Origin of the sequence: Gordonia alkanivorans NBRC 16433 (genome assembly GCF_000225505.1) — a bacterium.
Taxonomy (GTDB): domain Bacteria; phylum Actinomycetota; class Actinomycetes; order Mycobacteriales; family Mycobacteriaceae; genus Gordonia; species Gordonia alkanivorans.
Map to the genome: position 1 here is coordinate 1 of NZ_BACI01000075.1, position 22318 is coordinate 22318.

Below are 22318 nucleotides of genomic sequence, written 5' to 3' on the forward strand. Positions count from 1 at the left end.
AGCAGCGCGTTGGCGCCGATGCGGCTCTTGTCGGGGGTTCCGTCGCAGTCCAGCAGTGCCTGGTCGACGAGACGCTGTTCCTCGGCCTCGATGCCGATCACCGCGGGTGCCAGCTCGCCGAGGACGCCCTCGACGGCCTTGGTGACGCCCTTGCCCAGGTACCGCTCGCCGCCGTCACGGAGCTCGACGGCCTCGTGTTCGCCGGTGGAAGCGCCCGACGGAACGGCGGCGCGGGTGAAGGTGCCGTCGTCCAGGACGACCTCGACCTCGACCGTCGGGTTTCCCCGCGAATCGAGAATCTCGCGCGCACCTACCTGCTCGATGATTGCCACGGCTGAACCCCAATCTCGGTGGACGTGCCGGCTGTGATGCCGGTCGGTAGGTCAAAGAGTAGTGGCTGCATCCGCGGTCCACGAGACAAGGTCTCGTGGTACGGCTGCAACCGTCCGGCTCCCGTGTCAGAAACGGACGTTGATCGAGTAGGCGTTGGCGTGATCGCGCACGTCGAGGACGTATGCCATCGAGTTGTTGTACGTGCGGACCGCCTTCTCCCAGCCCTCGGCGACGGTCATGTCGTTGCCCGAGGAGACGCACAGGTAGCGGGCGGCTGAGAGTGCCGCGTCGTCGATGTTGTCGGGGTCGGGGACGCCGTCGCCGCTGGCGTCCACGCCATAGCGCTTCCACGTCTCGGGGATGAACTGGAACGGCCCCATGGCGCGGTCGTGGGTGGGGTCACCGTCGAGGCGGCCGCCGTCGGTGTCGCGGATCTCCATGTTGCCCTTGGTGCCGTCGAGCTGGACCCCACGGATCGGCGGGCTGACGTCGCCGTTGGCGGCGACGCTCGACCCCCGATAGCGCCCGTGCTTGCTCTCGACACCGGCGATGCCGGCCAGCGTCGTCCATGCGATGCCGCATTCGGGGTGCTGCTGCCGCTGGATCTCCGCGGCGTTGCCGTAGGCCTGCAGGGACACGATCGGGATACCGGTCGACTCCGAGATGGGTTCGGCCCATTCACGCATCTTGTCGGCGGTGCGCCCGGGCGCATTGATGTCGATGTAGGGCTGCGGCACACCCGCGCCGGGCGGGATGCCCTCGGGGATGTCGGGCCTGTTCAGCGACGGCAGGTCGATGCATGCGGAGAGCAGCACCGTCGAGGCGATCGCCACACCGCCCGCCACCAGCCCGTTCCTCCACGAGCGACGGTTCCGCCCCCGGCCCAACACACGCATTCCCCGTTCCACTCCTGTCTGAAGATCCTGGGCGAGCCGCTGCCCGCCCGATCGACCACGATCGCACATGCCGCGGCGCGCTCGCCTCGGCAACACACAGCGACCCGGTCACAGGGGAACAACTGTCGGCGGCCGGTTTCGGTTCCCGACGGCCCGTCAGGACTCCGACGCGGCGTCGCCCACCGTGCGGAAGCCGATGTTGCTCGCCGTCGAGTTCGGGGTGTTCGACGATCTCGCCGCGACGCGGTAGCGGTTGCAGTACGAGTCGTGGCAGAGATGGCTGCCACCGCGGAGGACGCGCAGGGTGCCACGGGTCGGTCCGGTCGGGTCGACGGAGTCGGAGGTCCGGTAGTACCGCGCGCTGAACCGGTCGGCGCACCACTCCCACACGTTGCCCACGCACTGGTAGAGGCCGTAGCCGTTGGGTTCGAAGGCGCGCACGTCCACGGTGCCGACGTGCCCCTCCGGACGGTCGGGGAACACGCCGCGAAAGATGTTGCAGCGAGGCTCTTCCCGGCCGGGATGTCTGTCCCCCCAGGGGTACCGCGCACCGTGCAGCCCCCCGCGTGCGGCGTACTCCCACTGCGCCTCGGTGGGCAGCGACCGGCCGGCCCAGGAGCAGTATGCGAGTGCGTCGTCGTGGCTGACATGCACGACGGGGTGAGTGGTCTTGCCGGTCAGGTCGCTGTCCGGTCCCCCGGGATGCCGCCACGACGCACCCGGTGTCGCGAGCCACCACGGGGTTTCGGGGACGGGTTCGCCGGGCGCGGTGGCATAACCGTGGAAGACCGCCGAGATGCCGGCCCGTTCGGCATCGGTGACGTACCCGGTCGCCTCGACGAAGGCGGCGAAGGCGGCGTTCGTCACCGACGTGACGTCCACCGAGAACGCACCGACTTCGACGTCGTGGACGGGGACCTCACCATCGGTGCGGTACCCCTCGTCGAGGGCGTCGCCCATCGCGAACCGCCCGGCGGGGACCTCGACGGTCTCGATCCCGTGCGCCCCCTCCCCTGCCGACGCAGGATTGCGTTCGTCAGATCGGGACTCCGGCGACGCGGATCCGGGCGGGTGGCAGCAACTCACCCCTCGATCATGCCGTCTTCGACGATGCCCCGGTCCATCAGCGCGCCGAGGATCAGCGAGGCGAGCCGGTCGATGTCGGCGCCGGTGGTGTCGAATCTCAGATCGGGGTGTTCCGGACTCTCGTACGGCGCGTCGATGCCGGTCAGGCCACGCAATTCGCCGCGCCGGGCTCGTTCGTACAGTCCCTTCGGATCACGACGTTCGCACTCGGAGACCGGCGTCGAGATGTGCACCTCGATGAACTCCAGACCGGCCGCGCGGTGCAGTTCCCGGGCGATCTCCCGGTCCGACCGCAGCGGCGACACCATCGACGCGATCGCGATGACGCCGGCGTCGGCGAAGAGGCGCGCGACATGCCCCACGCGACGGATGTTCTCCGCCCGGTCGCCGGCCGAGAACCCGAGGTCGTCGGAGATGCCGTGCCGGATGTTGTCGCCGTCGAGGAGGTAGGCGACGCGGCCGCGGCTGACGATGGCACGTTCGAGCGCCACCGCGACGGTGGACTTGCCCGACGCCGGCAATCCGGTGAGCCACACCGTCGCTCCGCGCTGACCGGTGTGCGCCCACCGTTCGGCGCGGGCGAGCGAACTCGGATGCCACTTGATGTCGTTTCGGGTGGCCTTGCCCGGGATGACCTCTCGCGCTTCGAGGATCGTGCCGGCGCCGACGGTGTCGTTGGACGCCTCGTCGATGAGGATGAAGGCGCCGGTGTCGCGGTTCTGCGCGTACGGATCCGCCGGCACCACCGACGCCGTACGCAGCGTGATCGTCCCGATGTCGTTGAGCGCCAGCTCGCTCGGCCCGACGTGCTCGATCAGGGTGTCGGGATCGAGGCGGCGTTCGAGAGACTGGACGGTGGCGCGCACCGTCGACGGCCCGTGCTTGAGCGCGACACGATCTCCGGCACGCAACGGCGACGTCGACAGCCAGCACACGTGGGCGTCGATCTCGCGGGCGAGCACCGGAACGTGCGCACCCTCGGCGCCGCTGACGACGATGTCGCCGCGGCCGATGTCGATGTCGTCGGCGATCTGGATAGCCACCGAGAGCGGGGCGACCGCGACCTTTCTCGTCTCGTCGAGCGTGTCGACAGCGGTGACCGTCGACCGGCTGCGCGACGGCAGCACGACGATCTCGTCGCCGACCTGCAGGGTTCCCGACGCCAGGCGCCCGGCGTAGGTGCGACGATGGGACTCGCTCGGTCGCGACACCCACTGGATCGGCAGCCGCAATTCCTCGGCAACCGGTGCCGGCGCGTGCAATTCGACGTTCTCGAGGTACTCGAGGAGCGTCGGACCCTCGTACCAGGGTGTGCTGTCCGACCGGTGCACCACGTTGTCGCCGTGCTTGGCGGCGACCGGAATCGCCGTGATCTCGTCGATGCCGAGTTGTACGGCGAGCTCGGCGAGGTCGGCGCGGATCTCGTCGAAGCGGTGTCGGGAAAAGTCCACCAGGTCGATCTTGTTGACCGCCGCGACCACATGCGGAACCCCGACGAGGGTCGCGATCCGCGCATGGCGCCGGGTCTGGCGGAGCAGGCCGTGTCGGGCGTCGACGAGCAGCACCGCCACATGCGCGTTCGACGCCCCGGTGAACATGTTGCGGGTGTAGCGCTCGTGTCCGGGGGTGTCGGCGAGCACGTAACTGCGTGTGGGCGTGGAGAAGAACCGGTACGCGACGTCGATCGTGATGCCCTGCTCCCGCTCGGCACGCAGGCCGTCGGAGAGCGCGGCGAGGTCGACGTCCCCGTCACCGTCGGTGACCGCGTCGAGGTGGTCGGTCGGCAGGCTGCCGGTGTCGTGCAGGATGCGGCCGATCAGCGTCGACTTGCCGTCGTCGACGCTGCCCGCGGTGGCGATGCGGAGGAACTGCCGGGTCGCGGTGGGAGTTCCGGTGCCGGCATCAGCCGTCTCCGGAGAGGTGATGGTCATCAGAAATGCCCTTCGCGCTTGCGGTCTTCCATGGCGGCACTCGATGTCCGGTCGTCGGCGCGGGTCTCACCGCGTTCGGAGACCGTCGCCTCGCTGATCTCGGCGATCGTGGTCGCCTTCGAGCGGACCGCACCGGTGATCGTCAGATCCCCGACCGTGCGGTAGCGCACCCACTCGGTGGTGACCTCTTCGCCGTCCCGTGACGGCGAGAACTCCGAGACCGCCAGCAGGATTCCGTCCCGTTCGAAGACCTCACGCTCACCGGCGAAATAGATCGACGGCAGTTCGAGGTCCTCGAGTTCGATGTAGCGCCAGATGTCGGTCTCGGTCCAGTTCGACAGCGGGAACACGCGCACCGACTCTCCGCGCCGTATTCGCCCGTTGTACAACGACCACGGTTCGGGGCGCTGCGCACGCGGGTCCCACTGGCCGAACTCGTCGCGGAAGCTGAAGATGCGTTCCTTCGCGCGGGCACGTTCCTCGTCGCGGCGGGCACCGCCGAAAGCGGCATCGAAGCCGCCCTTCTCGAGTGCGTCGAGCAGAGTGCGGGTCTGCAGCCGGTTGCGCGAGCCCGACGGGTCCGTCGACTCGGCGACGCGACCCGAGTCGATGGACTCCTGGACCGACGCCACGATCAGCTCGATGCCTTCGGGGTTGTCGGCGGTGGGTGCGACACGACGGTCGCGGAACTCGATGACCTCGGAGAAGTTGTGCCCGGTGTCGACATGCATGATCGGGAATGGCAGCGGAGCCGGCCGAAAGGCCTTCTCCGCCAGGCGCAGCAGGACGATCGAGTCCTTTCCGCCGGAGAACAGCAGGACCGGACGCTCGAGCTCGGCCACCACCTCCCGGATGATGTGCACCGCCTCTGCCTCCAGGACCCGGATCGCGGTGACGTGATCGATGTCGTCGGCAGCCTGCGGATCTGCAGTCTGGGGAACTGTCGTCACAGCGGATATCCGTTCCGTTCGGCGTCTTCTCGGTATCGCTGAGCCCATTCCTTGGACCGCGAATTCGACTGCGGTTTCAGCGGTGGCGGCGGTGCCAGTGCGGGGTCCTGACCGATCTTCTCGAGTACCCGCGCGGCCGCCTTGGTGGGGTCGTTCACCAGGTCGCGGAACTCGATGTCGAGGGGTTCGATGCCCTCGGCGGCAAACCAGTTGCGCCACTGCCGTTCCTGCTCGCGGAGGAGGCCGGCCAGATGCGCGATCCCCGCGGCGTGGTACACCGCGCCGTCGTCCCCGTCATCGTCCGAGCCGTCGTTGCGCCATACCCGCGTCTGCACCGCGCGCCACATCGAAACCGCCTGCGGCACCACGTCATCGCGGTACACGTGTACGTACACCGGGTCGGCGCCGTCGAAGATCCATCGGATCGCTGTCCGCAACGATCCGGAACCCGCGCGGCTTCGCGCGATCAGCAGCGGCGTCTGATTCCACATGAGCTTGCCGCCCCACACCCCGTTCGCGCTGCGGCCGGCCGCCAGGATGTCGGCGCGCCAGATCTCGGAGTCACGGGTGTCGACGGTGCCGGGATCGACCGGGTCCAGGAGTTCCAGGATCGTCGGATCGGTGACGCCGGCGAACCACTCACGTGGCTGAGGCGATTGCGACGAGGAGACGAAGTACTGGAAGAACTCCTCCGGCGTACCGGCGACCTCGGTTGCCGACAGCGACTCGACGAGCAGTGTGCTGCCGCTGCGCTGGCTCGCGCAGACCAGATAGTTCGACGGCCCCGCGGCGGGCGTTGCTGACATGAACGATGAGTCTAACGATCCGAAAACCCCTCGCAACCTGGACTTTTAGGCGCAGAGAGGCGGAAAACCTTGACACCGGCCAGCTGTCGTGAATGTCCCGATCTCCGGCGTGCCTCCCGGTTCAGCGGGTCCCTGACGTGATCTCCCCGGCCAACTCGCGCTTGGAACCCTGCGGACGACGGGACGGCAGCGCCTCCTCCTGGGCTGCGACCTGCGCCGCCTTCGCATGGAAGGCCTCCATGAATCGCTGGGCGACGGCGGTGCCGGCCGCCTCGTCGGGGAGGTCGTCAGCGGTCTCGGCCCGCCACGCGGACAGCGTCGCGGCCAAGGTGGCACGCACCCCGGCATACGACGGGTCGTCGGCGACATTGTTGCGCTCATACGGATCGGAACGCAGGTCGTAGAGCTCGACCCGCGGCCGGTCCTGTTGGATCGCTTCGGAATCCAGCGATCGAGCGGACAGGCTGTCGGCGATGTCGAGCGGCAACAGGAGTGCCGGCCGCGCCGCGAGGTTCTCGATGTAGCTGTAGTCCTTGGTGCGCACGGCTCGGATCGGGTCGAAGGCATCGTGGTAGGTCTTCTCCGTGAAGACCTCGCTGCGTACGGCCGGCGCGCCGGGTGATTCGACGAGTGCCGACGCATGGGAGTCGCCGTCCACGTCGTCCGGGATGTCGACCCCCAGCAGGTCCAGCAGGGTCGGGGTCAGGTCCACACCGGAGAACAGGTCGTCGTAGACCTGCGGCTCGACGTGCCGCTGCGTCGGCGGCCGCATGATGAGCGCGACGCCGGTGCCCTCGGCGTACAGGGTCGACTTCGCCCGCGGGAACGCCAGCCCGTGGTCGGTGATGAACACGATCCACGTCGAGGAGTCCAGCCCCAGCTCGGCGACGGTGCCGAGCAGACGACCGACCGCGGCGTCGGCCTTGGAGATCGAACCGTGCAGACCCGCGAGGTCGTCGCGGACGTCGTCGGTGTCGGGCAGAAACCCCGGTACTGCGATGTCACTGGTGTCGGACGGCTTGTACTCGTCCGCCGGGTACGGCCGATGGGTCTCGAAGAACCCCGCGGTCAGGAAGAAGGGCCGATCGTCGTCGGCGTGGCGCCGGAGCCAGTCCTGGGACTGCTCGACGACGTAGTCGCATCGCGAGTCGGAGACGTCGACCGAATCGAAGCCGAGTCGCTGCGGGTCCGCGCTCTCGTGTTGCATCCCGAACAGCGCCGACCGGTACCCGGCGTCGGCCAGCAGCGACGGAAGGGTTCGCACGTCGGAGTGGTACTCGAACCCGTGGTGCGCAAGCCCGACGAGGCCGTTGCGGTGGGGGTAGCGTCCGGTGAAGAGCGACCCGCGGGCCGGCGAGCACAGTGGCGCGGTGGCATGGGCGTCGGCGAAGCGGATGCCGTCCGCGGCCAGTTGATCGAGGGTCGGCGACTCGACTCCGTCGGCGCTGTAACACGTCAGATGACGTCCCAGGTCGTGCCAGTGGATCAGGATGACGTTCTCGCGTGCCATGGCCCCCATGATGACGCAGGCCGCCGGCCGAATCGTCGGCGGACGGACACCCGATTCCGACATACCGCGCACGGCACCGGCCGAGAGGTTGAAATCACTGTGCGCCAAATCCGCTGATCGGACTGCTGTGGGCGCCCTTGCCGGTCACGTGTAGGGCGATATGCCCTATGCGGCACCCCCATCCAGGTCTAACGTTCCTATGGCTAGCCTTACAGAACTAGTGGCGCCGGCGGCGCTGAGAGACGGACGGACCCGGATGGATCACCTCACGGCACTCGCCTCGAGTGGCGTACATGTGCTGGCCGCCGCCGACGGACCGTCGGTCTGGACGCAGATGGTCGGAAGCGCGCTCATCGGTCTGCGCGAGGGCCTCGAAACCGGGATCGTGGTCATGGTCCTGATCGCCTTCGTCGTGAAGACCGACCGCCGGGACGCCCTCAAGTGGATCTGGGCGGGCGTCGGTGCGGCAGTCGCGATGACCCTCGTGGTGTTCCTCGTGATCCACTTCGGCACGTCGACGATGACGCCGCTCGCGGCCGAGACCATCGCCGGTGTCGCGTCGCTGGTTGCGGTCGGGATCGTGACGTTCATGGTCCTGTGGATGAGCGAGGCCTCCTCCCACATCTCCGCCGACCTCAAGAGCGGGATGTCGAAGGCGCTGCTGACCGGCGGCGCATCGGTGCTGGGTCTGGCGTTCCTGGCCGTCGGCCGCGAGGGTTTCGAGACCGCATTGCTGATGGTCGGTTATGCCGAGAGCGTGTCCGGTGGATTGTGGCCGCTGCTCGGCCTCGTCGTCGGGATCGTCGGCGCGATCGTGCTGACCGTCCTGATCTACCGCGGTGCGATCCGCATGAACCTCTCGGTGTTCTTCACCTACACCGGCCTGTTCCTGATCGTCGTCGCCGCCGGGATTCTGACCTACGGCATCCGTGCGCTGCAGACGGTGGGCTGGCTGCCCGGACTCGGCAACACCGCCTTCGACGTCTCGGAGACCTACGACGCGTCGTCCTGGTACGGCACGATCCTGGGCGGCATATTCAACGTGCGCCCGGATCCGACGGTCCTGCAGGTGATCGCGTGGATCGTCTACGTGGTCGTGGTGACCACGATCTTCTTCCGCCGTCAACGTGCCGGACATCGCGCAATCGCCGCCAGAACGTCCGACGAGAGCTCCGCGCCCGTGGAGCCCGCCCCCGAAAGGAATCCTCAGTGACTCGTAGACCCGTGGTGGCCGCAGCTGCGGCCGCGGTGGTGATCGCCCCCGTGCTCCTCGCCGGCTGTACCGAGAAGGGCAGCTCCGAGGGCGCGATCGCCGTCACGTCGACCGCCGACGCCTGTGATCTCGCGACCACCGACGCGACGACCGGCAACGTGGACTTCACGGTCACCAATTCCGGAGACAAGGTCACCGAGTTCTACGTCTACGGGAACAACAACCGCGTCCTCGGCGAGGTCGAGAACATCGGACCCGGCCTGTCCGGCAATCTGACGGTCGAGATCGTCGAACCCGGCACCTATACGGTGGCGTGCAAACCCGGCATGGTGGGCGCCGGCATCCGGACCGAACTCAACGTCGGCGGCGAGCGCAAGGAGAAGGCCGACGTCCCCGCCGACGTGACGGCCGCCAAGGCGCAGTATCTCGAGTACGTCCGCAACCAGTTGAACACCCTGCACGCCCAGACGACATCCTTCGTCGACAGCGTCAGGAAGGGCGATCTCGACGCGGCGCGTGCGCAATTCGGTCTCACGCGCACCCCGTACGAACGGATCGAGCCGGTCGCCGAGTCCTTCCCCGACCTCGACCCCGCCGTCGACATGCGGTGGGACGACACCGAGGACGGCACCCAGCCGTTCACCGGATTCCACCGCATCGAACGGTTCCTGTGGCCGCCGCAGGCCGCCGAGATCGGCGACACACCGGGCCAGATCACGCCGTCGGATGCCGCGAACGCCAAGGAGACCGACAACCCGCAGGCCATCGCCGAGATCGCCGACGGTCTGCTCGCCAACGTGACCAAGCTGCGCGACGAGGTCAACAAGCCCGACTTCGAGTTCGAGACCTTGTCGTTCGTGAAGGGCCCGCAGGCGCTGATCGACGAGGTGGCCGCCACCAAGGTCGACGGCGAGGAAGACCGCTACTCCCACACCGACCTCTGGGACATCGCCGCGAACCTCGACGGTTCGGAGACCGCCATCGCGACCATGCAGCCGATCATCTCCGCCAAGAACCCGGCGCTGATGGACAAGATCACCGCCCAGTTCAAGACCGTGCGTGATTCGGTGAATGCCTACCGCGAGGGTGACGGCTACGTGTCCTACACCAAGGTGACCCCCGAACAGCGCAAGGAACTGTCGAATCAGATCGACGCACTTTCGGCCACCCTGTCGCAGGTCCCGGGACTGGTGTTGCAGCAATGAGTGAGACGGCCCCCCGCCCCGGCGAGGCGCAACCTTCCGACCCCGCAGGCCGCACGAAGCGACGCGGCCTGTCGCGTCGTGCGATCCTCGGCGGCACCGGTGCCGGGTTGCTCGTCGCCGCGGGCGGGGTGGCCGTCGGCCGCGCCACCACGCCGTCACCGGCCGCCGACCACGTCGTCGAATTCCGCGGTCCACGCCAGGCCGGCATCATCACCGCCGCCCAGGATCGACTTCATTTCGCGAGTTTCGACGTCGTCACCGACAACCGGGACGAACTCATCGCCGTGTTACAGCGCTGGACCGAAGCCGCCGAACGCATGACCCGCGGCGAGGAGACCGAGCCCGACGGCGCCACCGGACTCGGCGAGTACACCCCGCCGGCCGACACCGGAGAAGCGCTGGGGCTGAGCGCAGCTCACCTCACGTTGACGATCGGCTTCGGTCCAGGGTTGTTCGGGCCCAGTGCCTCCGCCCCCGACCGACCCGATCGCTTCGGTCTCGCCGACCGCCGCCCACCAGCACTCGTCGATCTGCCGATGTTCGCGGCGGAGAAGATCGATCCATCGAGGTCATATGGCGACATCTGCGTGCAGGCCTGCGCCGACGACCCGCAGGTCGCCGTCCACGCCATCCGCAACCTCGCGCGGATGGCGGTGGGTGTCATGGCCGTCCGCTGGTCGCAGCTCGGGTTCGGCCGCACGTCGTCGACGACGCAGTCCCAGGACACACCCCGAAACCTGTTCGGGTTCAAGGACGGCACCGCGAACCTGCGCGCCGAGGACACCGACCTCCTCGACCGCTGGGTCTGGGTCGCCCCCGGGGACAATCCCCCGGCGGCGCAGTGGATGACCGGCGGCACCTACCTCGTCGCGCGTCGAATCCGGATGGACATCGAACCGTGGGACCGCGCCAACCTCTTCGAGCAGGAACAGATCGTCGGACGCACCAAGAGATCCGGCGCCCCGCTGGGCAAGTCCGGCGAGTTCGACGACCCCGACTTCGCGATCACCTCCGGCGGCACCCCGATCATCGCGCGCAACGCCCATGTCCGGCTGGCACATCCGGACAACCTCGGCGGAGTGCGAATTCTCCGGCGCGGCTACAACTTCACCGACGGCACCGACGGCTTCGGCCACCTCGACGCCGGCCTGTTCTTCATCGCCTTCAACCGCGACACCGGAAAACAGTTCGTGCCCATGCAGCAGGTTCTGTCCCGCCAGGACGCCATGACCGAGTACCTGATCCCCAACGGCTCGGCGAACTTCGCGATCCCGCCCGGCCTCGAGCCCGGCGAATGGTGGGGGCAGCGACTTTTCGAGTGACCACGCCCGACGCTCACGAAATCCGTTCGCGCTCAACCAATTTGAGTGAGCGGGAACGGATACGGTGAGCGAAAGCCATCAGCCCGCCAGCACGCTTTCCCAGGCCTCGCGCGAATCGAGTTCGATGCCACGCTCTCTCGCGCGCGCCTCGGCGTCTCGGACCGACGCCATGAGCGCCAGGGCCTTGTCCCGGGCCTGCGCCTCGACGCTGTCGTCGCCGACAGTGACGGTGACGGTCCACGTCTCGGCCGGGATGCTGTCCACCGGATACGACGCCGCGGTGAGCCGTTCGAGGATCTTCTGCAGCAGGGCCGGCGACGGCTGCGTGGTGGCGACGCCGTCGAGGACGGAGCCGCGCTTCTTCTCCGCGGCCTTGTGTTCCTCCCACTCGCGGATCTGGGTTTCGAGGTCGGCGTGGGCGCCGGACAGCACGCCGGGGGTGCGGCCCATCACCTTGGCGGTGAAGCTGCGGGCGACGTCGTCGATGTCGAACGGCGCCTCGGGATCGTCGGCGGCGATGCGCGCATGGAAGAGCACCTGCAGCAACAGATCCCCGAGTTCTTCCTTCAGCTCAGCCTGGTCACCGGCCTCGATGGCGTCGAGCAGTTCGTAGACCTCCTCGAGGAGGTAGCGACGCAACGAGTGATGGGTCTGGGTGCTCTCCCACGGACCGTTGCGGCGCAAGGTGTCCATCAGGGCGACGGAGTCGAGCAGGGCCATTCCCGACACCTTCGCCGCAGTGATGACCTGCTCCCCGCGGGCGAGGCGGGCGCGGACGAGCGGGTGATCGGCGTTGGTGCTCACCAGTACGGAGTCGACCGGTGTCTCATCGAGCACCTCGTCGAACACGGCGTCGACATGGTCGAATTCCCACAGGAGACTGGCGGGCACGTCCTCGGTGACCCTGACCGGGCCCGTGAGCCACGCGCGGGCCCGGATGGGGATCAGGTCGGGCCGTGCCGGGTCCAGCAGCACCACCGTCATTCGTACGCCCTTTCTCGACCCCCCTGATGTTCATCAACGTATCCCCCGAACCCGTCGGCACCGCCCGCCTCGCCGGAAACCGGTTCAGCCGTTGGGCTCCGGCTTCAGTTGCGTCAGGAACGTGGTGAGGTACTCGATGAGCTCGTCGTCGCGCAGACGTGCCGAACCGACTCCCCCGGTCCGCGGAATCGGGAGCGTGACCACCGACGTCGTCGCGCGGAAGGTCGCCGAGGAGTAGAGCCTGCGGAGACGCACCTGCTCGCTGTCGAGGAGCGGCAGCGGCGAGATCTTGACGCCCTGTCCGGCCAGTCCGATCTCGGTGATGCCGCGCTCGCGGCAGCGCAGACGCAGGCGGGCGATCGACGCCAGACGCGTCGTCTCGACCGGCGGCGGACCGTAGCGGTCGTTGAGTTCGACGAGCACCGCGTCGACCTCGGCGTCGTCGGTGGCCGACGCCAGCTTGCGGTACGCCTCCAGACGGAGACGGTCCGAGTCGACGTATTCGACCGGGATGTGCGCATCCACCGGCAGGTCGATCCGCACCTCCCCGGTCTCCTGGGTCTCGACGGGCTTGCCGTCGGCCGCGGCGCGATACGCCTCGACGGCCTCGCCAACGAGCCGCACGTAGAGGTCGAAACCGACGCCCGCGACGTGGCCGGACTGTTCGGCGCCGAGAACATTTCCGGCGCCACGCAATTCGAGGTCCTTGAGCGCCACCGCCATACCGGCGCCGAGTTCGTTGTTCTGCGCGATCGTCGCGAGCCGGTCGTAGGCGGTCTCGGTCAGCGGCCGGTCCGGGCTGTAGAGCAGGTAGGCGTAACCGCGTTCACGACTACGTCCGACTCGTCCGCGCAGCTGATGGAGCTGCGAGAGACCGAGGTTCTCGGCGCGGTCCACGATGAGCGTGTTGGCGTTGGAGATGTCGAGACCGGTCTCGATGATGGTCGTACAGACCAGCACGTCGTACTCGCGGTTCCAGAACCCCGACACCGTGCGCTCCAGCTGATCCTCACCCATCTGACCATGCGCGACAACGACTCTCGCCTCGGGGATCATTGCGGCGATGTCCTTGGCCGTCTTGTCGATGGTCGAGACGCGGTTGTGCACGTAGAAGACCTGGCCGTCGCGGAGCAACTCACGACGGATCGCCGCGGCCACCTGTTTCGGCGCGTAGGCGCCGACATAGGTCAGCACCGGGTGGCGCTCCTCGGGTGGGGTGAGGATCGTCGACATCTCGCGGATGCCGGCCATCGACATCTCCAGGGTGCGCGGGATCGGCGTCGCCGACATGGTCAGCACGTCGACGTGGGTGCGCAGCGACTTGATGTGTTCCTTGTGTTCGACGCCGAATCGCTGCTCCTCGTCGACGATCACGAGGCCGAGGTCCTTCCACGTGATACCGGTCTGCAGGAGGCGGTGGGTGCCGATGACGATGTCGACCTCGCCCTTGGCCATCGCCTCGGTGATCTCGCGGGATTCCTTGGCATCGGTGAAGCGCGACAGTCCGCGTACCCGCACCGGGAAACCGCTCATCCGCTCGGTGAACGTCTGCAGATGCTGTTGCGCGAGAATGGTCGTCGGCACGAGGACGGCGACCTGTTTGCCGTCCTGCACCGCCTTGAACGCGGCGCGCACCGCGATCTCGGTCTTGCCGTAACCGACGTCGCCGACGATGACGCGGTCCATCGGGACCGGACGTTCCATGTCGGACTTGACCTCGGCGATGACGGTCAGCTGATCGACCGTCTCGGTGAAGTCGAAGGCGTCTTCCATCTCCTGCTGCCACGGGGTGTCGGGCCCGAAGGCGTGGCCCGGGGCGGCATGACGCGCGGCGTAGAGCTGCACCAGCTCGCCGGCGATCTCGCGAACGGCCTTGCGCGCCTTGCGCTTGGTGTTCTGCCAGTCCGACCCGCCCAGCTTGGACAGCGACGGCTGCTCGCCACCGACGTACCGGGACAACTGGTCGAGCGCGTCCATCGGCACGTACAGCCGGTCGGCGGGCTGGCCGCGTTTGCTCGACGCGTACTCGAGGACCAGGTACTCGCGACGCGCACCCGAGACGGTGCGTTCGATCATCTCGACGAACTTGCCGATGCCGTGCTGGTCGTGCACGACGAGGTCGCCGGCGGCCAGCGCCAGCGGGTCGACCTGGTTGCGGCGCTTGGCCGGGAGCTTGCGTCCGTCACGGACGTTCGCGACGCGCGTACCGGTGAGATCCGCCTCGGTGACCACGACGAGTCCGGCGTCGGCACAGACGATTCCGGCGCGGAGCGTGGCCCCGAAGACCGTGACCTCGCCCGGTTCGGGACGATGCCCCGGCTCGGCGATCACGTACGGCACCTCGGCCTCGGACAGCCGCTCGCCGACTCGCTGGGCGGTGCCCTTGCCGGTGACGACGATCGCGGCGGTCTTGCCGTCGGACACATGCGCCCGGAGCTGGGCGAACGTGGCCGCGATCTCGCGCTCGTCGCCGCGCGGTGCGGGTCCGGGGGTGAGGTCGAGTTCGAGTTCGTTCCCGCTGCCGGTGGACAGCGGTGACAGCGTCCACCACGGGCGTTTGGCCTGTAGTGTCGCTTCGCGCACGTCGCCGAGCGAACGATAGGCGCTGGCCTGCAGGTCGATGCCGGTTCCTGACCGCGGGTCGATCGGGGCGTTCGCGCCCATCGCCGCGGCCGTCCACGACGCCTCGAGGAACTCCGCACCGGTCTTGGACAGGTCCGCGGCGCGGGTCCGGACCTTCTCGGGGTCGAGGATCAGCACGCGTGTCCCGTCGGGGACGACCTCGGTGAGGAGTTGCATCTCGCCGTCGACGAGCGCCGGGATGAGCGCTTCCATTCCCTCGACGGGGATGCCCTCGGCCAGTTTGCCGAGCATCTCGGTGAGTGCGGTGTCGTCGGGGTTCTTCGCCGCGAGATCGCTTGCGCGCGTGCGCACCTTCTCGGACAGGAGTAGTTCACGACCCGGGTGGATGCGTACCTCGGACGCGTCGACCTCGGGCTGGCTGCGCTGGTCGGCGACCGAGAACGCCCGGATCTCGGTGATCTCGTCGCCCCAGAACTCGACGCGGACCGGGTGGTCGGCGGTCGTCGGGAAGACGTCGAGGATGCCGCCGCGGACCGCGAACTCGCCGCGGCGTCCAACCATGTCCACCCGTTCGTAGGCCATCTCGACGAGCTGCGCCAGCAGTCCGTCGAAGTCGACCTCGATGCCCTCGCGCAGCGTTACCGTGGCGACCTCGCCGAGGCCCGGCGCCATCGGCTGCACGAGCGAGCGGACCGTGGTGACCACGACCCGCAGCGGGTTGTCGCCGGGATTGGCGAGACGGTGCAGCACCGCCAGTCGCTGGCCGACGGTGTCCGCGCTCGGCGACAGCCGCTCGTGCGGGAGGGTCTCCCACGAGGGGAACTGGGCCACCGAGTCGGCGTCGTCGAGGAGTTCGGCCAACTCGGCCGTCAGGTCATCGGCCTCGCGACCGTTGGCCGAGACGACCAGCAGCGGGGCCTCGGCGCCGGCGGCCAGACAGGAGACGAGGAACGGCCGGGCGGCGTCGGGTGCGGTGATGTCGAGGCGACGTTCGGCACGGCGTTCGTGCACCTCGCGGAAGGATTTGTCCGCACACGCGAGCGCGGCCAGACCGGACAGGGCACGGGGCGTCGACACTCCGCCGATTGTATGTGCCGCGCCTCGTGCCCCCTCAGGCCGGTCGATCAGCCCAGCAGGCCCTGCCCCAGTACCTCTCCTCGACGAGCCCCGGGAAGGACGGCGTAGACCGCCGATCCGATGGGCGTCGTCCATTGATTCAGCGCGTCGTGTTCGGCCAGCCGCGCCTGGACCGGCACGTATTGGGCGTCGACATCGCGCTGGTAGGCGGCGAACAGGAGGCCGCTGTTGGAGATGGGGATGGTCCCGTCGGCATCGGGTTCCGGCGGGTCGTCGTAGTTGTAGCCACGCCGCAGGAATCGCTCCGTCGGTGTCCGGTGACGGGCGCGGGCGATGTGCGACGACGCCGGGATGGCGGGCAGCCCGTCGACGATCTTGTCGAAGTCCGGGTCGTCGTGTTCACCTCCCCCGCTCAGCGGCGCACCGTCGGTGAGGGTGCGTCCCACCGACAGTTCCTGGCTGCGCGGGTCGACCTCCTGCCATCCGTCGAGATCCATGGCGATCCGACGCAGCACCATCGACGTCCCGCCGGCGAACCACGGCTGTTCGGCGCCGTCGTCCCAGACCAGGGTGTCCGAGTCGGCGGGCCCGAGGTTCACGGTTCCGTCGACCTGCCCCATCAGGTTGCGCATGGTCACCTTCTCGTCCTGGCTGCCGCGGGAGTTGCGGAAGCCGCGCTGGACCCATCGCAGTCGGACCCGTCCCGCCACGTTCGCCGTCAGGACCCGGGTCGCGTGGGCGACGGTGACCGGGTCGTCGGAGCAGATCTGCAGCAGCAGGTCCGTCTGTCCCCAGCGCCGCTCGTCGAGTCGGTCGATGGGGTACGCCGGAAGCGGATGCAGCCACCGGGGCCGTCGGCCCTCCAGTCCCGTCGCGGTGAAGGCGCCGGGGCCCAGGCCGACCGTGACGGTGAGCCTGGCGGGCAATCGGGCGAGTTCCGGTTCGCTGTCGGCCAGCGCCGGCGTACCCCTCGTGAGCCGGGCGGCGTCCTCGGTCCAGACCCGGAGAATCCCGGCGAGCGCCTCCCGCGCCTGCGGCCCCCGATCTGCCGAGAGATCGAGTCCGACGTAGTTGACGTGCGCGGTGGGCGGGGTCGTCACCCCGGCCTGGTGCACGCCGTGGAACTCGACGACGTCGCCGCCGTGCGTGGCGTCCCCGGCTGCGTCCGTGGACCGCGCTGCGATCGCCGTGGCTCCGACACCGAGACCGGCGGCTCCCGCGACGCCTGCGATCAGGCTGCGTCGCGAGAGGGCCGGGCCCCGGCCCCGTCTTCTGCCGTCACCGTGGCTGGTGGACTCAGCCATCACTGCCGGTGTCCGACGAGCCGTGGCCCGGCGTGTACTCCTCGTTGGCTCCACGGAAATCGCGTGCGTGCGCGACCATCTCGCGTGTGGAACCGTCGCCGAAGCGCAAGGTGATGGTGACCGTCTGACCGGCCTCGATCGGCCGCTTCAGGTCCATCAGCATGATGTGGTTCCCGCCGGGTTCGAGCGAGACCGTCTGACCGCCGGCGATCTTCAGGCCGCCGTCGACCTGGCGCATGGTCATGGTGCCGTCGCCGGCCGGGGCCATCTCGTGCACCTCGACGCGGTCGGCGACATCGGTGTCACCACCGGTGAGGGTCACCTCGCGGTCGGAGGTGTTGGCCACGGTGCCGAACGCACCGGTCATCTGCTTGTCGGATGCCTTTACCCACTGGTCGGTGATGGTCACCGAGTCGGCCTGGGTGGCGGGGGTGTCGTCGGAGGAGCATGCGGTCGTGACGGCCAGCGGAAGTGTCAGCGCGGCGAGGATCGCCAGCGGGCGACGAGCCCGGCGGGTCGTGGAAGTGCTTGAGAACATGGATGTTTCGCCTTTTCGGGTACGCGAGTCACCACCGGGGCTCCTGGGCGCCGGCGGGAAATGGAGGAATCAGGGGTCAGACCGGGAGGACCGGCGGACCCCGAGTCCAGATACCCCTGCGACCGAACAGCGGTCGCAGCGGATCGACCGCACCCGCGACCACGAGGACATCCCCGACCGCGATCAACGGAGGCGTCGTGGACGCCAGGATGCGTGAGCCGACACGGCGTGCACACTCCTGCGCGCCGACGAGCAGACCTGCGGAGATCAGCAGCGCCGCAACGTGAAAACCGATCATCGTCGGGCCGGGTAGCAGCGGCGTCGACGCGTGGTGGCCGCCGGTGTGCATCGCCAGATGCCCGAGAAGCTGCGCGACGGTGAGTGCCGCACCGACGGAGAGGATCTCGGTCGCGCGTCCCCGCGTCCCGCCCACCGCCCCGCTCACCCAACCGAGTCCGGCACTGATGGCGACCAGAAGGACAACGTGCGACGACGTCGGGAGGCCTCCCCCGGCGAGCGCGTGCGCCCCGACGCTCAGCGACCCGGACGTCATGGCGGCGACGACCGACCAGTGCACGCGCACAAGTCGTTCGGCCGGATCGGACGCCACAGGCATACCCCCGAGCGTACGCCCGCTATTACGCGGAGTAGTAGCCAAGTGGTGGCCCACACACCACTAGTCTCGTCAGAATGCAGGGAGCCCGGACCGACGACATGGGGGTGACGGTGCGCGACGCCGTCGAGACCGACCTCGCGGGCGTGGCGGACATCTACCGCCACTATGTGGAGAACACCGTCGCCACCTTCGACTACGTGGTCCCCTCGCACACCGCTTGGCTGGCGAAGTACCGCACGATCCGCGAGGCGAACAGGCCCTTCGTGGTCGCGACACTGTCTGCGGAGTCCGACCAGCACATCGTCGGCTACGCCTACCTGGGCACATTCCGCGCCATGCCGGCCTACGACCGCTCCACCGAGGACTCCATCTACGTCCGCCCCGGCCTGGGGGGCCGCGGCGTCGGATCGGCGCTCATGGCCGGGCTGCTCGATCGGGCCGATCCTGAGAACGTGCGACAGATCGTGGCGGTGATCGCGGCGACCGGTGGCGAGGGATCGGTCGCCCTGCACTCGCGGTTCGGGTTCACCGAGGTCGGTCGCCTGCGGTCGATCGGCCACAAGGCCGACCAGTGGATCGACTGCGTCTACATGCAGAAGGACCTCTGGGAGCCGTCCTCGTAGTCGGATCTCAGCGGTCGAGGCCCGCGGCCTCGGCGGCGGCGTCGGCCAGACCGACGCCGGTGCCCTCGTAGATGTGGAAGGCGACGTCGGCACCCCGCCCGAGCAGTTCGTCGCGTTCGTCGTCGTACTGCGCGACGACGGCGATGGTCCCCTCGAATTCACGCTCCTCGACTCGATCCAGTGCCACCAGGTTGGACCCGTGGAACGGCATGGCGAACACGAGGATGTCGAGGTCGGAGACGCCCTCGCACCGTTCCCAGAACCCCGTCTCGGTCGCGTCGGCCTCGATCACCCGTAGTCCGCGCGCACGAAGATCGGCGACCTTCAGCGGATCGTTCTCGACGCCGACGACATTCAGCCCGTACTCGTCGACGAGACGGTTGTAGACCGAACTGCCCACCCGGCCGAGACCGAAGACGACGGCACGGGCGGGAGCGAGGTCGATCGCCGCGTCGTCGGGATGGGCGCTCGCGGCGGCTGTTCTCGGGACGTAGGCCGAGAGCCGGGCCACCAGCCCGGACCCCCGACGGTTGACGAGGGTCGAGAACACGAAGCTCGCCGCGACCGCGACCGAGGTGACCACCAGCCAGTCGTCGTCGAGCAGGTCGTTGCTCACGCCGTTGGAGATGACGATGAGGCCGAACTCGGAGAAGTTCGCCAGCGCCAGACCTGCCAGGATCGAGGTGCGCCGACGTAGGCCGAACATGGCCAGCACGAGGGTGAACAGGGCCGCCTCGAGCGGCAGGAGGACCACGAGGACCAGGCCGAGGAGCACGGTGTCGAGGGTGGGCGTGACGTGGAGTCCGATCGAGACGAAGAAGCCCACCAGGAGCAGTTCTCGGAGACCGAACAACGTGCGGGACAGCTCTCCGGCACGCGGATGCGAGGCCAGCAGCACGCCGACGACCATGGCACCGAAGTCGCCTTTGATGCCGACCGATTCGAACAGCCAGTATCCCGGTACGAGCGCCATCGTCACGCCGAAGAGGGTCTGGAGTTCGCCGTGTCCGAGGCGGTTCCACAGTCGCCGGACCACCCAGGCACCCGGGATCAGCAGGACCAGCGCGAACGCCCAGGGACTCGGCGGTTCCCCGCTCATCGACGTGAGGTAGGCGACGGCGACGACGTCCTGGAGGACCAGGATGCCGATCGCGATTCGGCCGTACAGCGAGCGGGACTCCGAGCGTTCGTCGAGCACCTGGACCACGAACACCGTGCTCGAGAAGGACAGCGCGAAACCGAGGAGCGCGAGCGTCTGCCAGCCCTCACCCATGAGCATCCGGACGCCGATGGTCGAGAGCAGTCCGAGGAAGCCGGTGGTGAGACCCATGATCACCGCGAGGTTGATGGCGGTGGTGAGGAAGACCTCGCGCCGGAACAGCATCCGGAGGTCCAGCTTGAGGCCGATGGTGAACAGCAGGATCGTCACGCCCAGATCTGCGAGCGTGTCGATGATCGGCAGGTCGTCGATGCCCGGGGCGTGCAGGATGAATCCGGCCGCCAGGTACCCGACCAACGTCGGCAGACGGACCAGTCGAGCGAGGAATCCGCATCCGAAGATGACGACGAGATAGATGCCGACTGTCTCCACGCGCCGGGAGTCCCTTTCTCTCTGGGCCGCGAGCGGCCGACGGGGATGTCTGGAACGTTATAGCCGCACGCGAGACGACGTGCGGCGGCCACGCCGATTGCCCGACCAGAGCGGGCATCCTGGGCCTCGGGAACAAAACGGACCACAGTCCGGTTAAGATCGGGTATGTCCAGCTCGAACTCCCCCACCCGGCAGCCGGCCCTGTTCCTGTCCCACGGCGCCCCACCCCTCGTCGACAGTCCCACCTGGGTCCGCCAGCTGAAGAAGCTCGCCGGCGGCCTCGCACGGCCGACAGCGATCCTCATCGTGTCGGCGCACTGGGAGGCGGCGCCCCTCACCATCGGCTCCACCGACTCCCGGACGCCGCTGACCTACGACTTCGGCGGCTTCCCGGAGAAGTACTACCGCGTCCAGTACCGGTCGCCGGGCGCCCCGGACCTGGCCCGACGCGTCGCCGCGATGATGCCCGACGGCGAGACGATCGCCCACGACCCCAACCGTCGCCTCGACCACGGCGCGTACGTGCCGATGACCGTCATGTACCCCGAGGCGGACATCCCGGTCCTGTAGATCTCCCTACCGACCCTCGACCCGGAGCGGCTGCTCGACCTCGGTCGACGCCTCAAGCCGCTGCGCGACGAGGGCGTGCTGATCATCGGGTCCGGTTTCACCACCCACGGCCTGCCGTTCCTGCGCGACTGGCGACCCGAGGCGACTCCCCCGAGCTGGTCGGCCGAGTTCGACTCGTGGGCCGCCGAACGATTTGCCGCGGGAGATGTGGAGTCGCTCATCAGGTTTCGCCAGACCGCGCCCGGGATGCCGTATGCGCATCCGACGATCGAACACTTCGCGCCGCTGTTCGTCGCGCTCGGTGCCGGCGACGACGTCGAACAGCGTCCGGATCAGGTCATCGACGGGTTCTGGATGGGACTCTCCAAGCGGAGCCTGGTACTGGCTTGACTGCTGCCTCAGGTGCGAGGAAGCCTCGAAGCGTCAGGAGTCCTCGGCGGTGGTCCGTTCGCGGGGCTCGACGTAGTCGGGGCCGACGAGATCGGGCGACGGGTCGAGGCGGGTGAGCCCGTTCCAGCAGAGGTTCACGAGGTGGGCGGCCACGACCTCCTTCGACGGCTCGCGGACGTCGAGCCACCACTGCGCGGTCGACGACACCATGCCCACCAGGGCCTGGGCATACAGCGGGGCGAGGGCGGGGTCGAAGCCGCGGCGCTCGAAGTCGCCGGCCAGGATGTGCTCGACCTGGCTGACGGCATCGTTGAGAAGGCTTGAGTAGGTGGCCGTCTCGCCGGTCGCCGCGGTGCTGTCGCCGCGGACGAGGATGCGAAACCCGTCCGTGCGCTCCTCCATGTAGGTGAGCAACGCGAGCGCGACCTGCTGGATGCGGTACAGCGACCGGTTCTTCGACAGCGAGGCGGTCACCATCTCGAGCAGCGTCTCCATCTCGCGGTCGACGACGACCGCGTAGAGACCCTCCTTGCCGCCGAAGTGCTCGTACACGATCGGCTTGGAAACGCCTGCGCGCTGCGCGATCTCCTCGATGGAGGTGCCCTCGAAACCGCGTTCGGCGAACAGCCCGCGCGCCACCTCGATCAGCTGTAATCGCCGCTGCGCACCGGTCATCCGCGCCCGGGGCGCGCGCTGCACCTCGGTCGCACCCTCCGCCGGACGTCCGATCGCCATGGGCCCAGCCTAGGACGAGTCGTCGCGGAATCAAGAATGTTGCGCCATTTTTCGC

Annotated in this window: 17 protein-coding genes and 2 pseudogenes; 5 read left to right on the plus strand and 14 right to left on the minus strand. The window is 68.5% G+C overall.

Translation table 11 applies throughout. The annotated features are described in order from the left end of the window. The 7 genes and pseudogenes from eno to GOALK_RS14020 all read right to left on the minus strand — a co-directional run. A pseudogene (gene eno / locus GOALK_RS13990) lies at nt 1-332 on the minus strand (phosphopyruvate hydratase); the annotation flags it as partial. 126 nt (nt 333-458) lie between these two features. After that, nucleotides 459-1229, minus strand: a complete 771-nt coding sequence (locus tag GOALK_RS13995; RefSeq protein ID WP_005195582.1) for a lytic transglycosylase domain-containing protein — start codon at nt 1227-1229, stop codon at nt 459-461. Between the two features lie 156 nt (nt 1230-1385). After that, a complete protein-coding gene (locus GOALK_RS14000; RefSeq protein ID WP_444542579.1) occupies nt 1386-2225 on the minus strand; it encodes a formylglycine-generating enzyme family protein in 840 nt (279 codons plus the stop codon). 86 nt (nt 2226-2311) lie between these two features. After that, nucleotides 2312-4246, minus strand: a complete 1935-nt coding sequence (gene cysC / locus GOALK_RS14005) for an adenylyl-sulfate kinase (RefSeq protein WP_006359482.1) — start codon at nt 4244-4246, stop codon at nt 2312-2314. Then, entirely contained in the window at nt 4246-5196 is a 951-nt protein-coding gene (gene cysD / locus GOALK_RS14010; protein ID WP_006359483.1) for a sulfate adenylyltransferase subunit CysD, read from the minus strand. The genes cysC and cysD overlap by 1 nt, the downstream gene beginning before the upstream one ends. Further along, on the minus strand, nt 5193-6002 hold the full coding sequence (gene stf0, locus GOALK_RS14015) for a trehalose 2-sulfotransferase (RefSeq protein WP_005195574.1): 810 nt from the start codon (nt 6000-6002) through the stop codon (nt 5193-5195). The genes cysD and stf0 overlap by 4 nt, the downstream gene beginning before the upstream one ends. A 121-nt stretch (nt 6003-6123) precedes the next feature. After that, nucleotides 6124-7512, minus strand: coding sequence for a sulfatase family protein (locus GOALK_RS14020; protein WP_198136085.1), 1389 nt, complete (start codon nt 7510-7512; stop codon nt 6124-6126). A gap of 256 nt (nt 7513-7768) precedes the next feature. Between GOALK_RS14020 and efeU the strand changes: the two genes are divergently transcribed. From efeU to efeB, 3 genes are read left to right on the plus strand one after another with little or no spacing between them, the layout of a single operon-like run. Then, nucleotides 7769-8725: an iron uptake transporter permease EfeU gene (gene efeU / locus GOALK_RS14025; RefSeq protein ID WP_006359485.1), complete on the plus strand. Its 957-nt coding sequence runs from the start codon at nt 7769-7771 to the stop codon at nt 8723-8725. Further along, nucleotides 8722-9930 (plus strand): iron uptake system protein EfeO, encoded by a 1209-nt coding sequence (efeO, locus tag GOALK_RS14030; protein WP_006359486.1) that lies wholly within the window; start codon nt 8722-8724, stop codon nt 9928-9930. Before efeU ends, efeO begins: the two co-directional genes overlap by 4 nt. Further along, on the plus strand, nt 9927-11252 hold the full coding sequence (gene efeB, locus GOALK_RS14035; protein WP_006359487.1) for an iron uptake transporter deferrochelatase/peroxidase subunit: 1326 nt from the start codon (nt 9927-9929) through the stop codon (nt 11250-11252). The genes efeO and efeB overlap by 4 nt, the downstream gene beginning before the upstream one ends. A 78-nt stretch (nt 11253-11330) precedes the next feature. Here the strand turns inward: efeB and GOALK_RS14040 are convergent, their stop codons facing one another. The 5 genes from GOALK_RS14040 to GOALK_RS14060 all read right to left on the minus strand — a co-directional run bounded on the left by GOALK_RS14040 (nt 11331) and on the right by GOALK_RS14060 (nt 18354). Beyond that, complete coding sequence (locus GOALK_RS14040) at nt 11331-12236, minus strand: nucleoside triphosphate pyrophosphohydrolase (protein ID WP_006359488.1); 906 nt, start codon at nt 12234-12236, stop codon at nt 11331-11333. Between the two features lie 84 nt (nt 12237-12320). Next, the gene (gene mfd, locus GOALK_RS14045) at nt 12321-15896 is read right to left on the minus strand and encodes a transcription-repair coupling factor (RefSeq protein WP_006359489.1); all 3576 of its coding nucleotides are present in this window, start codon (nt 15894-15896) and stop codon (nt 12321-12323) included. 47 nt (nt 15897-15943) lie between these two features. Beyond that, nucleotides 15944-17200, minus strand: a complete 1257-nt coding sequence (locus tag GOALK_RS14050) for a Dyp-type peroxidase (RefSeq protein ID WP_006359490.1) — start codon at nt 17198-17200, stop codon at nt 15944-15946. Then, entirely contained in the window at nt 17193-17738 is a 546-nt protein-coding gene (locus GOALK_RS14055; protein ID WP_006359491.1) for a copper chaperone PCu(A)C, read from the minus strand. The genes GOALK_RS14050 and GOALK_RS14055 overlap by 8 nt, the downstream gene beginning before the upstream one ends. Nucleotides 17739-17814: 76 nt before the next feature. Beyond that, nucleotides 17815-18354, minus strand: coding sequence for a hypothetical protein (locus GOALK_RS14060; RefSeq protein ID WP_035750405.1), 540 nt, complete (start codon nt 18352-18354; stop codon nt 17815-17817). Between the two features lie 74 nt (nt 18355-18428). On the opposite strand from GOALK_RS14060, the gene GOALK_RS14065 reads away from it, so the two are divergent. After that, entirely contained in the window at nt 18429-18977 is a 549-nt protein-coding gene (locus GOALK_RS14065) for a GNAT family N-acetyltransferase (RefSeq protein WP_006359493.1), read from the plus strand. A gap of 7 nt (nt 18978-18984) precedes the next feature. Here GOALK_RS14065 and GOALK_RS14070 read toward each other — a convergent pair whose 3' ends face one another. After that, on the minus strand, nt 18985-20568 hold the full coding sequence (locus GOALK_RS14070) for a cation:proton antiporter domain-containing protein (RefSeq protein ID WP_006359494.1): 1584 nt from the start codon (nt 20566-20568) through the stop codon (nt 18985-18987). Nucleotides 20569-20733: 165 nt separating this feature from the next. Between GOALK_RS14070 and GOALK_RS14075 the strand changes: the two are divergent. Next, nucleotides 20734-21528, plus strand: a pseudogene (locus GOALK_RS14075) (dioxygenase family protein). Nucleotides 21529-21561: 33 nt separating this feature from the next. Here the strand turns inward: GOALK_RS14075 and GOALK_RS14080 are convergent. Then, the gene (locus GOALK_RS14080; RefSeq protein ID WP_006359497.1) at nt 21562-22263 is read right to left on the minus strand and encodes a TetR/AcrR family transcriptional regulator; all 702 of its coding nucleotides are present in this window, start codon (nt 22261-22263) and stop codon (nt 21562-21564) included. Between the last annotated feature and the right edge of the window lie 55 nt (nt 22264-22318).